At 63.8% G+C, this 15,014-nt stretch carries 14 protein-coding genes; 10 read left to right on the top strand and 4 right to left on the bottom strand.

What is annotated here, in order from left to right; genetic code table 11:
- The first annotated feature begins 2 nt into the window (after positions 1-2).
- Genes Q0936_RS04140 through mdoH form a run of 3 tightly spaced genes read left to right on the top strand, consistent with a single transcriptional unit; the run spans position 3 to position 4,638 of the window.
- Positions 3-1,271, top strand: coding sequence for an OpgC family protein (locus Q0936_RS04140; protein WP_299296252.1), 1,269 nt, complete (start codon positions 3-5; stop codon positions 1,269-1,271).
- Entirely contained in the window at positions 1,271-2,803 is a 1,533-nt protein-coding gene (locus tag Q0936_RS04135) for a glucan biosynthesis protein G (protein WP_299296249.1), read from the top strand. Before Q0936_RS04140 ends, Q0936_RS04135 begins: the two co-directional genes overlap by 1 nt.
- Positions 2,800-4,638 carry a glucans biosynthesis glucosyltransferase MdoH gene (gene mdoH / locus Q0936_RS04130; protein ID WP_363323288.1) on the top strand — a complete coding sequence of 613 codons (1,839 nt, stop codon included), beginning with the start codon at positions 2,800-2,802 and terminating at the stop codon, positions 4,636-4,638. The genes Q0936_RS04135 and mdoH overlap by 4 nt, the downstream gene beginning before the upstream one ends.
- 79 nt (positions 4,639-4,717) lie before the next feature.
- Here the strand turns inward: mdoH and Q0936_RS04125 are convergent, their stop codons facing one another.
- From Q0936_RS04125 to Q0936_RS04110, 4 genes are all read right to left on the bottom strand, one after another.
- Positions 4,718-5,227 (bottom strand): rhodanese-like domain-containing protein, encoded by a 510-nt coding sequence (locus tag Q0936_RS04125; protein WP_299137969.1) that lies wholly within the window; start codon positions 5,225-5,227, stop codon positions 4,718-4,720.
- Between the two features lies 1 nt (position 5,228).
- Positions 5,229-5,753, bottom strand: coding sequence for a YHS domain-containing (seleno)protein (locus tag Q0936_RS04120; RefSeq protein ID WP_299296264.1), 525 nt, complete (start codon positions 5,751-5,753; stop codon positions 5,229-5,231).
- Positions 5,754-5,938: 185 nt separating this feature from the next.
- The gene (locus Q0936_RS04115) at positions 5,939-6,727 is read right to left on the bottom strand and encodes an SseB family protein (protein WP_299296246.1); all 789 of its coding nucleotides are present in this window, start codon (positions 6,725-6,727) and stop codon (positions 5,939-5,941) included.
- The gene (locus Q0936_RS04110; RefSeq protein WP_299296244.1) at positions 6,724-7,305 is read right to left on the bottom strand and encodes a uracil-DNA glycosylase family protein; all 582 of its coding nucleotides are present in this window, start codon (positions 7,303-7,305) and stop codon (positions 6,724-6,726) included. Before Q0936_RS04110 ends, Q0936_RS04115 begins: the two co-directional genes overlap by 4 nt.
- Positions 7,306-7,404: 99 nt before the next feature.
- Here Q0936_RS04110 and Q0936_RS04105 point away from each other — a divergent pair, with 99 nt between their 5' ends.
- The 7 genes from Q0936_RS04105 (at position 7,405) to Q0936_RS04075 (ending at position 14,985) form a co-directional block, all read left to right on the top strand.
- A complete protein-coding gene (locus Q0936_RS04105) occupies positions 7,405-7,749 on the top strand; it encodes a metalloregulator ArsR/SmtB family transcription factor (protein WP_299137975.1) in 345 nt (114 codons plus the stop codon).
- Positions 7,742-8,770 carry a permease gene (locus tag Q0936_RS04100; RefSeq protein ID WP_299296241.1) on the top strand — a complete coding sequence of 343 codons (1,029 nt, stop codon included), beginning with the start codon at positions 7,742-7,744 and terminating at the stop codon, positions 8,768-8,770. The genes Q0936_RS04105 and Q0936_RS04100 overlap by 8 nt, the downstream gene beginning before the upstream one ends.
- 108 nt (positions 8,771-8,878) lie before the next feature.
- The gene (locus tag Q0936_RS04095; protein ID WP_299296239.1) at positions 8,879-10,126 is read left to right on the top strand and encodes a Na+/H+ antiporter NhaA; all 1,248 of its coding nucleotides are present in this window, start codon (positions 8,879-8,881) and stop codon (positions 10,124-10,126) included.
- A gap of 213 nt (positions 10,127-10,339) precedes the next feature.
- A complete protein-coding gene (locus Q0936_RS04090; protein WP_299137982.1) occupies positions 10,340-10,999 on the top strand; it encodes an ATP-binding cassette domain-containing protein in 660 nt (219 codons plus the stop codon).
- The gene (locus Q0936_RS04085; RefSeq protein WP_299296237.1) at positions 10,977-12,665 is read left to right on the top strand and encodes a capsule biosynthesis protein; all 1,689 of its coding nucleotides are present in this window, start codon (positions 10,977-10,979) and stop codon (positions 12,663-12,665) included. Before Q0936_RS04090 ends, Q0936_RS04085 begins: the two co-directional genes overlap by 23 nt.
- Position 12,666: 1 nt before the next feature.
- Complete coding sequence (kdsA, locus tag Q0936_RS04080; RefSeq protein WP_299137987.1) at positions 12,667-13,500, top strand: 3-deoxy-8-phosphooctulonate synthase; 834 nt, start codon at positions 12,667-12,669, stop codon at positions 13,498-13,500.
- Complete coding sequence (locus Q0936_RS04075; protein ID WP_299296235.1) at positions 13,501-14,985, top strand: phosphomannomutase/phosphoglucomutase; 1,485 nt, start codon at positions 13,501-13,503, stop codon at positions 14,983-14,985.
- Positions 14,986-15,014: the final 29 nt, after the last annotated feature.

Raw genomic sequence — 15,014 nt, 5'->3', positions numbered from 1 at the left:
CCATGACCTTTGCCGATCCCACCCAATCCGCAGCCGCACCCGCGGCGGCCGCCCCGGCGGCACAGCCCGTGCGCGTGCGCGACGTCCGCCTCGACTTCTTTCGCGGGCTTGCGATGTTCATCATCCTGTTTGCCCACACGCCGGGCAACTTCCTGACCTCATGGATCCCCGCACGCTTCGGCTTTTCCGATGCGACCGAGATCTTTGTTTTCTGCTCGGGCATGGCCTCGGCCATCGCCTTTGGCGCGACCTTTGACAGGGCCGGATGGCTCTTGGGCACGGCGCGCGTCATCTACCGCATCTGGCAGGTCTACTGGGCCCATATCGGCCTCTTCTTTGCGACCGCCGCGATGCTGGCATTCCTGACCAACCTCGATGCCACAACGCGCAACTACTGGGGCCAGTTGAACCTCTGGATGCTCTTTGTCGAACACTCCGAGGGCCTGTGGGAAACGCCGGACATGCTGTTCCGGTTCATGACCCTGCAATGGGTGCCGAACCTCTTTGATATCCTGCCGATGTACATGGTGATCCTCGCCATGATGCCTATCGTGATCGTGTTGGGCGACCGCCATATCGGGCTGCTGGCCGCCGCCAGCCTGATCATCTGGTTCCTCGCCCAGCGCAAGTTCACCGAAAGCCTGGGCTTGCCCTACCTGAATTTCACCGCCGAACCCTGGGTCGGCAATGACGACTGGCAACGGCGCTGGTTCCTCAACCCGTTTGGCTGGCAACTCGTGTTCTTTACCGGCTTTGCCTTCATGCGCGGCTGGCTGCCTAAACCACCCGTCAACGCCCTGCTGATGGGGATTGCCGCCTTCTTTGTGCTGGCCAATGTGCCGCTGTCCAACATCGGCGTGCGCGAGTTCGGCTTTGACTGGGCGCGTGAATGGCGCGTGGACAACCGCCAGTGGATCTCGAAATCCGACTTCGGCCTGCTGCGCTATGTCCAGTTTCTGTCGCTGGCCTACCTCGCGTGGGTCATCGCCGGTGACAAGGGCCACCGCCTGATCACCAAAGGCACAGGCCTTGCCGCGCGCGTCTGGCAACGCACCCTCGCCATCATCCTGCGTGTGGGCCAGCAATCGCTTGCCGTGTTTGTGGTGTCGATCTTTGTCGCCCGCTTCAACGGCTTTGCAATGGACATGCTGGGCCGCGACACCGGAACCGTTCTGGCGGTCAATGCGTTTGGCTGTGGATGCTTGATCCTCACCGCCTACCTTGCCGGGTGGTTCAAGACGACACCGTGGAAACCAAAGGTGACCCGCTGATGCTGCGACGTGAATTCCTTGCCAGTCTGGCCGCCCTGGCGGCAGCCCCCCGCGCCTCTTGGGCGCAAGAGGCGGCAGAACCCGGTCTGCAACTGGGTGAGACAACCGCCTTTGCCCCGTCGGACGTGATCGACATGGCGCGCGAAATGGCCGCGCGTGACTATACCCCGCGCCCGCTCATTCCCGAGGCATGGCGCAACCTGACCTATGACCAGTACCGCAAAATCTGGTTCGACAGCCGCAATGCACTCTGGGAAGGGTCCGATGCACCACAGCGCATCGACGTGTTCCCTCCCGGCCTCTACTTTCCGCAAGCCATCCGCACCTATGTGGTGGACGGCGATCAAGCGCGCCCCCTGTCCTTCGACATGGGCGTGTTCGACACCACCGACAAATTCCCCGATGTGCCAATTGACGACACGCTGGGCTATTCCGGCCTGCGCTTGCGCGCCGAACTGCGCCAGCCCGGCATCTACGAGGAATACGCGGTCTTTCAGGGCGCGAGCTACTTCCGTGGCATCGGCACCGGCGACATCTATGGCCTGTCCGCGCGCGGCCTTGCCCTGAAAACTGGCGACCCGTCGGGCGAGGAATTTCCCGACTTCACCCATTTTTGGCTCGAACGCCCGCAGGCTGGTGCCGCCGAGATTGTCCTGCACGCCCTGCTCGATAGCCCGTCCTGCACCGGTGCCTACCGGTTCGAGATCATGCCCGGCCAGCCCCTGAAAATGCGCGTCGAGGCCGAGATCTTTGCCCGTAGCACGCTGACCCATGTGGGGATCGCACCGCTCACATCCATGTTCCTCTACGACGATATGGACCGCCAACGCTTTGACGATTTCCGCCCCGCTGTGCACGACAACGATGGGCTGATGATCCACAATGGCGCGGGCGAAGTGATCTGGCGTCCCCTCGCCAACCCGCTCACGCTTCAGATCAGCGCGTTCGGCGACAACAACCCGCGCGGCTTTGGCCTGATGCAGCGGGCGCGCAAGTTCGAGGATTTCAACGACCTCGAGGCGCTGTACCACCGCCGCCCTGGCCTTTGGGTGACACCGGGCGAGGGATGGGGGCGCGGCAACGTGCAACTGGTCGAGATCCCAGCCGACCGCGAAATCTATGACAACATCGTCGCCTACTGGCGTCCCTCTGCGGACATCGAGGCAGGCAGCTCGCACCGCATCACCTACCAGCTTGATTGGGGATCCGATCCCGCGCCCAAGGCGGCCATGCCACTGCGCGTGCTGAACACGGCGGCGGGTGGACGGCCCGAGGGCGGGCGCATCTTTGCCATCGACTTTGAGAATGCCGACCACGTGCCAACGGACCTCAGCAAGATCGACCGCCTCGTGCGGTCAAGCGCGGGCGAAGTGACCGAGGGCATCATTCAACGCAACCCTGCAACCGGTGGGCCGCGACTGGCCTTCACCTTCATGCCGGGCGAGGCGACATGGGCCGAGTTCCGCGCGCAATTGCGCCTCGACGGCGAAGCGCTCAGCGAGGTCTGGCTCTACCGGTGGACGCAATCGTGAACCCATTCCGCGACATGCCCCCAGAGGCCCCTCTGGCCATGCCAGAGCAGGACTTTGCCACCGCACCGGACGTGATCGACACGCCGGTCGACGGGCGAAGTCGCCTGTGGCGGATCGCGGTGTTCCTGCCTGCCCTTATAATCACGGGCGGCATGGTCTGGGCGCTCTACGGCCTGTTTGAAATGGCTGGCATGACCGGGTTCGAATATGTGCTGTTGGTGTTGATCGGCCTGACCTTCGTTTGGGTCACCCTGTCCGTGTCGACCGTGGCCGTGGGCCTCGCGGGCCGCTTCGAGGACCCGCCCGAGCTGCCCGATGCCGCGCCGCTCGACGTGGCACTGCTGGTGCCTGTCTACAACGAAACACCCTCTGACGTGTTTGGCAACGCGGCGGCTATGCTCCGCGACCTGACTCGCGAACGCGGCGGCCACCGCTATACGCTATTTGTCCTCAGCGACACGCGCGACGACGCCATCGCCCTGCAGGAATGGCAAGCCTTTCAGGCGCTCAAGGCCAGCGCCCCCTTCCCGGTCCACTACCGCCGCCGCGCAGCAAACACCGACAAAAAGGTCGGCAATCTGGTGGACTGGATCACCGGTTGGGGCGCCGACCACGAGGCGATGCTGGTGCTGGACGCCGACAGCCTGATGACCGGACGCGCCATCGACCGCCTGGCCACCGAACTTGCCGCCGACCCCCGCGCGGGCCTGATCCAGAGCTTTCCGCAACTGATCGGAGCCAACACGCTGTTTGCGCGGATGCAGCAGTTCTCCGGCGTCACTTACGGCTGGCTTCTGGCCGAAGGACTGGCGCACTGGTCGCGCAGCGAAGCGAACTATTGGGGCCATAACGCCATCATCCGCACACGCGCCTTTGCCTCGTCGGCGGGTCTGCCGCACCTGCGTGGCCTGACCGGGCGCACCGACCTGATCCTCAGCCACGACTTTGTCGAAGCGTCCCTGCTGCGCCGCGCAGGCTGGCGCGTGCGGTTCCTGCCGCGCATCACCGGCAGCTTTGAGGAAACGCCCGGCACCCTGATCGACTATACCCTGCGTGACCAACGCTGGTGCCGGGGCAACCTGCAACACCTGCGCCTGCTCGCCACACGCGGCCTGCACCCGGTCAGCCGCTTTCACCTCTTCCAAGGGGCCGCCGCCTACCTGATGTCGCCCGCTTGGTTTGTCCTGCTGGTGTTCTGGGCGCTGCTGGGCCGCGACGCGGAAACCAACGTGATCTCGTACTTCAACGAGGCGAACCCCCTCTTTCCCAACTGGCCGCCTGCCATGACCCATATCGACAGCGCCATGTTCCTCGTGGTGATGTACGGCATGCTGCTGACACCCAAAATCACCAGCGCCGTCATCATCGCCAGCAATGGCAAGGCCGCGCGCCTCTTTGGCGGACGCCGGGCCTTTGGCCTCGCGGTGCTGGTCGAACTGGCCCTGTCCATCGCCTACGCCCCCATCATGATGATCCAGCAAACCCGCGCCGTACTGCGCAGCCTGACAGGCCGAGGCGCAGGCTGGCAGCCACAATCACGCACCGCGACCAGCTATCCGCTGCGCACGCTGGTGGCCTTTCACTGGGTGGAAACCGTACTGGGCGCGCTGCTTCTGGCGGGCCTCAGTGCCGGTCTGGTGTCCTGGTGGCTGTTCCCGATCATGGCCAGCCTGCTGATGTCGGTGCCGCTGTCCGCCCTCAGCGGTCGCACCGCCGCGATCCTGCGGCTGGACAATCCGCTGACCCTGCGCGAGCCGACAATCGTCTCCGATGCGCGTACCGCCCGTGCCGAGATGCAGGCCCAGATCGACACGCCGAACATCGCCGCAGAATAACCGCAGCACCCACGCATGAAAAAAGGCACGCATGTCACTGCGTGCCTCGTCTCTGTGTCATTCTACCGGATGAAACCGGCTATTCCGCCCATGTCACTGTGGGCAAACCGCGCTTGAGCCACCCAGGCCCAGCACCCGATCCCAGCATGCCCTCCGGCACGTCGATGATCGTCGTGAACCCTGCCGCCGTCAGCCGCTCGGTCATGCGCCGGGACCGCACGCCGCGCGCGCAGATCAGCGCGACCGGTGCGTCCGTGCGTCCCGCCGTGTGCTGCAATAGAACATCGGTGAAATCGTCACGCCGCATGTCGATTGTCACAGCGCCTTCGCCCACACCCGTGCGCTCCCACTCGTCGGGGCGGCGAATGTCGACCAACACGATGTCACCGGACACAGCCGCCTTGTGCGCGTCAGGCGTGCTCAGCGTGCCTTCGACACCGGCCTGTGCGCCGATATTGTACCATTGCGATGCAAACACCGCGCCGCCAACGATCGTGGCACCGGCCATCAGGCCAAAACCCCGACGCGACAGGCGCGCCGGGGTCTCACCCGAGGTTTGTTTTTCGAGGGTCTCGGGGTCTTGGGTCATATCAGGTATTCGGAGCCTCACTGGTGAATTTGGGGATGGTACGATCAGAGGCCGGGGCGTCGTCGATCGAGACCCAGTTGCCTTCCGACTTGTTCAGGTTGCCAGGAATGTCCTCTTCCCAGAACCCGACCACAACGTCGGTGATGTTGAGATACAGCTTGTCGTCCACGATCCGCCACAGGTTCGGGTTGGCAGGCACTTTGCCGCCCTGCGCGACACCGTAAGCACAGTGGCCGTCATATTGCGGCGCGTAACGGGCCGGGTCCGCGACAAAGGCGTCGCGATTGGCTTCTGTCGAAAAGGCGAATGTCGCGCCGTTGTACTCGGCCGTGATCGATGCCTTGCCCGGCACGCCAGCCGGTTGCGACTGCCCCACGGGGTTCTGCGCCAGGCCGAAATAGGCCACGACGTCATAGCCGGACACGGCAAACCCTGTCTCATCGACATATTGGTCTCCGGCAAAGGCCGTGGTGGCCAACGCCATCGCACTGGCAGCGGCGGCAATCGTCATGGTGAAGCGGTTCATCATTGGGCGGTATCCTTCAGGCAGCTCGGTTTCGGTTGCATATGTTTGTGATGCCCAGCCGTCTTGCGACCCGGCAATGATGCGGAAATAGGGCATGCCTGTCCAGCATTGCAGACCGTCTCGCGGTGATGTGACCACGCGCCAGAGTAGCGTGATGCAAGCCGCCTGAGGCTTTCGCTATCGCTCTAGCGCAAGCGCGGCGGGCGGTTCGGGTCCGATCCGGGTGCCGTGGGCTCTGGCGCCGTCGTGGGGGCCGGTTGTGGCAGATCAAAGCGCAGCCCAACCCGCGCCAGCCGTTCCGTCACCGGATCATTTGCATCAAAGAAACCGACATCCATCGCGCCTGCCTCGATGCCTGAGAACGTCAACGCCTCTGCTGCGGCCCGCGCCAGCGCCTCCTGTGCGCCCGGCGTCGCCCCCACCAGTGCCAGCATATGGCCCCGCTTGCCCTCGGTATCTGCTGTGCCGACCAGATAGGCCATCTGCGCCAACCCCGTCGCCGTCGCCAGCTTGGTATCGAGGGCTGCAATCAGTGCATCGGGCAATCCCGTGGGGGCCGTGACTTCGGCCAGCCGCGCCTCGACCGTGTCCGGCGCATTGTCCAGCGTCTGCGCCAGCCACCGCACACCGTCCGCGTCCAACAGGAAAGACGACGGCGCCACATCCAGGTTCAGGCCAAGGCCCAGCCCCTGCTCCGCCAACAGCCCCGCCACAATCCGGCCCGACAACGCAGCATAATCTGCCGCCGCACCGGCAAAACTTGCCAGCCTGTCTTCCCGATCAAACACCAGCACCAACGGCCCCGTTCCGGGATCGAACACCTGCGGCGTCACCTGATCGCCTACGGCCTCCGCCTCCAGCAACAGGAACAGCTCCGCATCGCCCAGCCGCTCGAAAAAGCGCAGGCGCAGCGCGTCGTCCTCCGGGGCCGCCTGCATCGCCGCGTGGGCCAGGTCCAATGCTGTGTCTGTCATGCCAAAACCTCTTGCACCCGCGCGCGCAGAGCCGGCAGCACGTCGGCCTCGAACCACGGGTTTTTCCTGAGCCAACCGGTATTGCGCCAGGACGGGTGCGGCAACGCAAAAGCCCGCGGCGCATGCGCGCGCCAGTCGGCGACCGTTTCCGTGACCGATGTGCGGGTGCCCAGATGCCAGCTCTGCGCATAGCCCCCGATCAACAGCACAAGCGGGACGTCACCCACATGCGCCATCACCTGCGTCCGCCACGTCTTGGCGCAGATCTTTGGCGGAGGGCGGTCGGACCCCTTGGCGTCATAGCCCGGAAAGCAGAACGCCATCGGCACAATCGCCAGCTTGTCACGGTCATAAAACGTCTGCTCGTCCATCCCCAGCCAGTCGCGCAACCTGTCACCAGACGGATCGGTAAAAGGCCGCCCGCTCTCATGGACCAGCGCACCGGGGGCCTGGCCCGCAACCAGAATGCGCGCACCGGGGCGGAACCAGACCACAGGGCGCGGCGCATGCCCCGTCTCGGTCGCGGCAAACCGGTCGGCGCACAGCGTGCAGGCGCGGATGTCGTGGGTCAGGCTCATGGACCCGCAGCTAACCCGCCACCCACGCAAAGACAAATACTTCGATACTTATCGAAATAAAACTTGGCGCGGCTAATTCATTTCGATAATACTAGAAACATGAAAATGGAATCACACACCCCGCTCGACCTCACACGTGCCGCCAGCGCCTTTGCGGCGCTGGGGTCCGAACAACGCCTGTCCGTGCTGCGCACACTTGTACGGGCCGGGCCGGATGGCCTGAGCATCGGCGCGCTAGGGGACCGCACGGGGGTCACCGGCTCGACCCTGACACATCACATGAAAATCCTGGCCACCGCCGGGCTGGTCACACAGGCCCGCCAGGGCCGCTCCATCATCTGCGCCGCTGTCGCCTATGACGAGGTCAGCGCGCTCTCCAACTTTCTGCTCACCGAATGCTGCGCCGACAGCGCGGCCCCTTGCGAGGATCACGACCATGGCTGACACCGCAACCCAAACCCCACCCCCCTGGCGCAAACGCATCGATGGCGCCTGGGCGTTCTCGGCGGCTCTGCTGGCACTGGTGGCCCTGCTCGATCTGCCGCAATTCGTGCCCACAGTCACCTTTGCCGCCCGCGCCATCGCAGGAACCGCCCCGTTCATCCTGTTCGCGGTCTGCGCCGTCGCCTACCTCAAGGCCACCGGGGCCGAAAACCTGCTGGCCCGCGCCTTCGAGGGCAACCCGGCCCGCATGATCGTCATGGCTGCACTGCTGGGCGGGCTTTCCCCCTTCTGCTCTTGCGAAGTCATCCCCTTCATCGCCGCCCTGCTCGCTGTGGGCGCACCACTGGGCGCCGTCATGGCATTCTGGCTGGCGTCACCGCTGATGGACCCGGCCATGTTCGCCATCACAACCGGTGCCATTGGAACCGAATTTGCCATCGCCAAGACACTGGCCGCCGTGGGCCTCGGCATCTTTGGCGGCTTTGGCACGCAACTGCTGTCCGGCACGCCTATCTTTGCCAACCCGCTGCGGGAAAAACCTGCCGTCGGCGGCTGCTGCGGCGTCTCACAGCCCTTCTCGGCCAAACCGGTCTGGCGCTTCTGGACAGAACGGGCCCGCGTGACGACCTTCCGGGACACCGGCCTCGAAAACGCGGCATTCCTGCTGAAATGGTTGACGCTGGCCTATATCGTCGAGGCACTCATGGTCCACTACATGCCTGCCGACCTGATCGCCAACGTGCTGGGCGGATCCGGGCTTGGCACGGTGATCCTGGGCGCGCTGGTGGGCATGCCTGCCTACCTTAACGGCTACGCCGCCGCACCATTGGTGGCTGAACTGCTCGAACAGGGCATGTCCAACGGTGCCGCCATGTCCTTCATGATCGCAGGTGGGGTCAGCTGTATTCCCGCCGCCATCGCGGTCTGGGCGCTGGTCAAACCACGGGTCTTTGCCGCCTACCTGACCTTTGCGCTGACAGGGTCGATCCTGGCCGGGGTGGTCTGGCAGGTGGTCGCCTGACCACTGGCAACCGCCACGCAAACGTCATGGCCCGTGACCCCGGCCGCATTGCCCGACGGCATCGAGTGGTGCTAGGCCCATCCCATACCGACGTGGGGTGGGCCAAACATGTACCGTGTCTGGAATTTTCTGACCAACTACTCGCTGCTCTTGATCATCGGCGCATTGACCGCGCTGGTCTGGGCCAACATCGACGCTGACAGCTACCACCACTTTGTCGAATACACCCTCTGGGATCACGCCCCCATCGGGCACGCCCACGACGGCCACCGCACCCTGACGCTGCACTATCTGGTCAACGACGTGCTCATGGCGTTCTTCTTTGGCATCGCCGCAAAAGAGGTCTGGGAGGCCGTCGTGCTCAAGGACGGGTCACTGCGCGGGAAAAAGGCCGCGACCCCGCTCTTTGCCACACTGGGCGGAATGCTGGGACCGATTGCGATCTATCTGGGCATGGCGTCCCTTTTTGGGTCCACCACCTATGACGCGGTTGCAAACGGCTGGGCCATACCCACGGCCACCGACATCGCCTTTTCCTACCTTGTGGGGCGGCTGGTGTTTGGCGCTGGCCACCCAGCGGTGCGGTTTTTGCTGCTGCTCGCCATCGCCGACGATGCGGCCGGGTTGATCATCCTCGCCATTTTCTACCCCTCGGGCGAACTGGCGCTGGAATGGCTGGTGATGTCCTTTGCCGCGGCGGCCATCGTCTTTGTGCTGGCCAACTGGCTGCCACGCCGTCTGGACCGCCACAAACAGGACCGCCCGAATTCTACCTGGGTCCGGCGGCGGCTGGGCGTTCTGCCCTATGCCATTGCCGGCTGCTTTAGCTGGTATGGCTTTATGGCATCCGGCCTGCACCCCAGCCTCGGGCTGTTGCCGATTGTGGCCACAATCCCCCACGCCGACCGGGCCTTTGGCATCTTTGCTGACGCGGAAAAGTACCTCACCGACCTGCTGAACCGGATCGAACACGGGTTGAAAAACCCGGTCGAGATCATCCTGTTTTTCTTTGGCCTGCTCAATGCAGGGGTCGAGCTCGGGTCCATCGGGGATGCGACCTGGCTGGTGCTGGCGGGGCTGCTGGTGGGCAAACCGCTGGGCATTTTTGTCATGGGCTGGATCGCCGCGCGCCCTCTGGGACTGGGTATTCCCGAAGGGATGCGCATTGTTGACCTCGTTGTGATCGGCTGTGTTGCAGCCATCGGCTTTACCGTGTCCTTGTTCTTTGCATCCGCCGCATTTGACCCAGGCCCCACCCAGGACGCGGCCAAGATGGGTGCCCTCTTCAGCTTCGCCGCCGCAGTCCTGGCGCTTGTTTCGGGCAAATTGCTCCGCGTGCAAAAGCACCCCGGCTGATTATTCACCGCACTCACAGGCTTGTGCAGCAGGGCCTGTGCGCTGTTCTTTCCCCGTCAACAGTACCGGGTCAAACCTGTACATTTGTTGCCAACTTCGACATAATGTTGCCTAAGTCGATGATTAGAGCGTTAAGACACCTCTGGTAAGGAGGGTTCCGGTTTCCCACCTTAAAAACGGGGCGCCAATCACAGCACACCGCGGAGCAACGGGATGCTAGAGTTCGAAAATGTATCCAAGTCCTTCTGGACAGGCACACAGCGCAAGGTGATCCTTGACCGTGTGTCTTTTCGGGTGGAATTGGGCCATTCCTTCGGCGTGCTGGCCCCCAATGGCACCGGCAAAACGACGCTGATCAACATGATGGCAGGGCTTGAGAAACCGGATGAGGGCGAAATCCGGCGGATGTGCAACATCTCATTCCCGCTGGGCTTTATGGGCGGCGTGATCCCCAAGATCTCCGCCCATGAAAACAGCCGCTACATCGCGCGGCTCTACGGGCTCGACCCCGACTATGTCGAAAGCTTCTGCCGCTGGCTGTGTAATCTGGGCGAATATTTCGACCAACCCATCGGCACCTATTCATCGGGCATGCGGGCGCGCTTTTCCTTTGCGCTCATGCTGGCCCTCGACTTTGACATCTACCTGATCGACGAAGGGATGCCCTCGTCCACGGATGTCGAATTCAACCGCAAAGCAGGCGAAGTGCTGCAGGAACGTCTGCGCACCACAACAATCATCATCGTGTCACACCAGGCCCAAACGCTCGAGAAATTCGCGCGTTCGGCGGCGGTCTTGCTGGACGGCAAGCTGCATATGTTCGACACGCTGGAAGAGGCGAAACGGCTCTATGACTACGAAACCCAAAGCTAGAAAATTCCGCATCAAGCGGTCAGCACCAAGCCTGGGCAGCGCAGCCGCCGCCCAGCCCGAAAACCCGCAGGCCGCGCCACCACCGCAGCAACAGCCCCGTGCCGCAGCCCCGCAACCACCCGCAGCCCCCGCGCCGCAAACGGGCGAGGTCGCCTCGGCCGGACAGGTCGCAGGCGAGAACACCATCGATGCCATACGCCAGGAGGGCCTGACAGGCCGCCAGCTGCGCATGGCCCGCCGCGTGGCGCAGAAACACGACCTGCCCGCCACCTCTGACTTTGACGCGGTGCGCCTGCTGCGTGACAAGGGCATCGACCCGTTCCAGCGCTCGAACATGCTCGAACTTGTCGTGCCACAGGCGGGTGCCGAACCCCACGAGGGCGGCGCACCCGACGCCTTCGCCAGCCTGCCTGCCACCACGGGTGGCGCGGGCGCGCAGCAGGGCAAGGTGCAACTGCCCCAGACCGTCCCGGTCAAGAAACAACAGCTCCCCTCAACCGAGGTCAGCCCCGCCGAACGCCGCGCCGCCGAGATCCAGAACATCCAGCGCGACATCGGCCGCCGCCGCCGCAAGAAAACCGGCCTCCTGCTGGTCCGCCTGGCGTTCTTCGTCATGCTGCCGACCTTCCTCGCGGGCTACTATTTCTACGCCATCGCCACGCCGATGTACGCCACCAAATCCGAATTCCTCATCATCCAGAACGAGGGGTCGGGCGGCGCGGGCCCCCTTGGCGGCCTCCTGCCCACGCAATTTGCCACCAACTCCGACAGCATCGCGGTGCAGGGCTTCCTGCAATCCAAGGACGCGATGCTGCGGCTGGACCGCGATGTCGGCTTCAAGTCGCACTTTACCCAAGGGTGGATCGACCCGATCCAGCGCTTGTCGACGGACCCCACCAACGAAGAGGCCTACAAAGCCTACAAAAAGAACATCAAGATCGGCTATGACCCCACCGAGGGCATGATCCGCATGGAAGTCGCCGCCGCCGACCCAACCGTATCGGCAGAGTTTTCGCGCCAGCTGATCGACTACGCCGAACAGCGGGTCAACAACCTCTCCGCCCAGAAACGCGACGACCAGATGCGCGACGCCCGCGAAGGGTTTGAACGGGCCGAAGCCGAACGGCGCGCCGCGCAGGAAAACCTTGTCCGCCTCCAGATCCAGGGCTCCACCCTCGACCCCGAAGGCGTGATCGCATCCCTGCGCACCCAGATCGGGCAACTCGAAACCCAGATCATCGAAAAGCGGATCGAACTGAACAGCCTGCTGAACAACTCGCGCCCCAACCAGTCGCGCGTCGATGGTGCCCGTGGCACGCTCGAAATCCTTCAGGCCGAACTGGCAACGCTCAACAACAAGATGACCGACGTGTCGCAGGGCGAAAATTCGCTCGCGGAACTGGCCGCCAACATCCAGATCGCCCAGGCCGACCTGGCGGCGCGCGACATGATGATGCAATCGGCCCTGCAACAGATGGAACAGGCCCGCGTCGAGGCATCGCGCCAGGTGCGCTACCTGACCGTCGCCGTCGAACCCATCGAAAGCGAGGAACCGTCCTATCCCCGCGCATTCGAGAACACGATCTTGGCTTTCCTCGTCTTTGCAGGCATCTACCTGATGATCTCGCTCACCGCGTCGATCCTCAGAGAACAGGTAACCAACTAGAATGAAACATGTCGCCGTCGCCGACCTGACCGTTGGCAATGACCGCCCGCTGACCATCATCGCAGGCCCGTGCCAACTGGAATCCGCCGATCACGCCCAGATGGTCGCCGGCGTGATGAAAGAAGCCTGCGATGCCGCCGGCGCGCAGTACATTTTCAAATCGTCCTTTGACAAGGCCAACCGCACCTCTGCCGACGCCTCACGCGGGCTGGGCATGGACAAGGGGCTGGCCGTTCTGTCCGACCTGCGCAGCAAGATCGGCGTGCCCGTGCTGACCGATGTCCACAAGGAAAGCCAATGCGCCCCCGCCGCCGAAGCGGTGGATGTGCTGCAAATCCCTGCCTACCTGTGCCGCCAGACTGACCTGCTGCTGGCTGCGGGCAATTCCGGCGCGGTTATCAACGTGAAAAAGGGGCAGTTTCTCGCCCCCTGGGACATGGAAAATGTCGCCGCGAAAATTGCCAGCACCGGCAATGACAAAATCATGCTGACCGAACGCGGCGCGTCCTTTGGCTACAACACGCTGGTGACCGACATGCGGTCCCTGCCCCAGATGGCGCAGACGGGCTATCCGGTGGTGATGGATGCCACCCACTCGGTGCAACAGCCCGGTGGCCTGGGTGGATCGTCGGGGGGGCAACGTGAACTGGCGCCTGTGATGGCACGCGCGGCTGCCGCGATTGGCGTGGCCGCGATCTTTATGGAAACCCATCAGGATCCCGATACCGCGCCCTGCGATGGCCCCAACATGATCTATCTCGATCAGATGCCTGCGCTGGTGACGATGTTGATGCAGCTCGACGCGCTGGCCAAGGCCAACCCGATCCGCCTCTGAATGACGCGCCCCGATCCCACAGTGACACCAAACACGTGGGCGTTCCTGCGCGACCCCATGATCGCGCCGTCGGGCTTTCGTGAATATGACTGCCGCTGGCAATATCCAGAACAGATCAACCTGCCCGGCGTGACGGCGCTGGGTCTGGGTCTTGGCACCCAGATGCACCGGCGCGGGATCAAACCCGTGATCGCTGTGGGCAACGACTACCGCGACTATTCCCTGTCGGTGAAAAACGCGCTGATGCTGGGGTTGATGCAGGCGGGCATCCACGTGCGTGATATTGGCCCCGCCCTGTCACCCATGGCCTATTTCAGCCAGTTTCACCTCGACGCACCCGCCGTCGCGATGGTGACGGCCTCGCACAATCCAAACGGCTGGACCGGGGTCAAGATAGGCTTTGACCGCCCCCTGACCCACGGCCCCACCGAGATGAGCGAGCTGCGCGACATCGTGCTGTCCGGTCGCGGCGAGGCGCGGCCGCGCGGGCGCTATGAATTCGTGGACGGCGTGGCTGAGGCCTATCTGGACGATCTCGCCGGTGACTTTCGCCTGTCGCGCCCGCTCAAGGTGGTCTGCGCCACCGGAAACGGGACCGCAGGTGCCTTTGCCCCCGCCTTGCTGGAACGGATCGGGGCCGAAGTGGTCCACCGCCACACCGACCTCGACTACGGCTTTCCCAACTACAACCCCAACCCCGAAGCGATGGAGATGCTGCACGACATGGCCGACGCCGTCCGCACCAGCGGCGCGGACTTTGCGGTGGGGTTTGACGGGGATGGCGACCGCTGTGGCGTCGTGGATGATCGCGGGCACGAGATTTTTTCCGACAAGGTCGGCGTCTTGCTCGCGCGCCACTGGGTCACAAAACACCCCGGAGCCACCTTTGTGGCCGATGTGAAATCCACCGGCCTCTTTGCCTCTGACCCCGTGCTGTTGGCGCACGGCGCACAGGCCGATTACTGGAAAACCGGCCACAGCCACATGAAACGCCGGGTCCGCGATCTGGGCGCCCTCGCCGGGTTCGAGAAATCCGGCCACTACTACCTCAACACCCCCATCGGGCGCGGCTATGATTGCGGCCTGCGCGTCGCGGTCGAACTGTGCAAACTGCTGGACCAGTCCCTCACCCAGACCATGTCCGCCCTGCACGACAGCCTGCCCAAGACCTACGCGACACCCACCATGGCCCCCTTCTGTGGGGATGCCGACAAATACGACGTGCTGGCCCGCATCGTCACCAAACTGCAGGCCCTGCCCGACCTCGCCGGACGCGCGATCACCCACATCACCACAGTCAACGGCGCGCGCATCCACCTCGAGGGCGGCGCATGGGGTCTCGTGCGCGCCTCGTCCAACACACCCAACCTCGTCGTGGTCTGCGAAAGCCCGAATTCCGATGCCGAAATGCGCGCGATCTTTGCCGCCCTCGACACAGTTATCCGCACCGAACCAGACGTCGGCGCCTACGACCAAGAGCTCTAAATTCCCGTCCCGCTTGTTTTTGAACTGTT

It is taken from the genome of uncultured Tateyamaria sp. (assembly GCF_947488715.1).
In the GTDB taxonomy this organism is placed as follows: Bacteria; Pseudomonadota; Alphaproteobacteria; order Rhodobacterales; family Rhodobacteraceae; genus Tateyamaria.
This window is presented reverse-complemented; position numbering and strand designations above follow the sequence as displayed.

Bases quoted from the DNA above. Each gene is read 5' to 3' on its own strand.
- Q0936_RS04140 (WP_299296252.1), top strand. From the start codon at position 3: ATGACCTTTGCCGATCCCACCCAATCCGCAGCCGCACCCGCGGCGGCC.
- Q0936_RS04135 (WP_299296249.1), top strand. From the start codon at position 1,271: ATGCTGCGACGTGAATTCCTTGCCAGTCTGGCCGCCCTGGCGGCAGCC.
- Q0936_RS04125 (WP_299137969.1), bottom strand. From the start codon at position 5,227: ATGACCCAAGACCCCGAGACCCTCGAAAAACAAACCTCGGGTGAGACC.
- Q0936_RS04120 (WP_299296264.1), bottom strand. From the start codon at position 5,753: ATGAACCGCTTCACCATGACGATTGCCGCCGCTGCCAGTGCGATGGCG.
- Q0936_RS04115 (WP_299296246.1), bottom strand. From the start codon at position 6,727: ATGACAGACACAGCATTGGACCTGGCCCACGCGGCGATGCAGGCGGCC.
- Q0936_RS04110 (WP_299296244.1), bottom strand. From the start codon at position 7,305: ATGAGCCTGACCCACGACATCCGCGCCTGCACGCTGTGCGCCGACCGG.
- Q0936_RS04105 (WP_299137975.1), top strand. From the start codon at position 7,405: ATGAAAATGGAATCACACACCCCGCTCGACCTCACACGTGCCGCCAGC.
- Q0936_RS04100 (WP_299296241.1), top strand. From the start codon at position 7,742: ATGGCTGACACCGCAACCCAAACCCCACCCCCCTGGCGCAAACGCATC.
- Q0936_RS04095 (WP_299296239.1), top strand. From the start codon at position 8,879: ATGTACCGTGTCTGGAATTTTCTGACCAACTACTCGCTGCTCTTGATC.
- Q0936_RS04090 (WP_299137982.1), top strand. From the start codon at position 10,340: ATGCTAGAGTTCGAAAATGTATCCAAGTCCTTCTGGACAGGCACACAG.
- Q0936_RS04085 (WP_299296237.1), top strand. From the start codon at position 10,977: ATGACTACGAAACCCAAAGCTAGAAAATTCCGCATCAAGCGGTCAGCA.
- kdsA (WP_299137987.1), top strand. From the start codon at position 12,667: ATGAAACATGTCGCCGTCGCCGACCTGACCGTTGGCAATGACCGCCCG.
- Q0936_RS04075 (WP_299296235.1), top strand. From the start codon at position 13,501: ATGACGCGCCCCGATCCCACAGTGACACCAAACACGTGGGCGTTCCTG.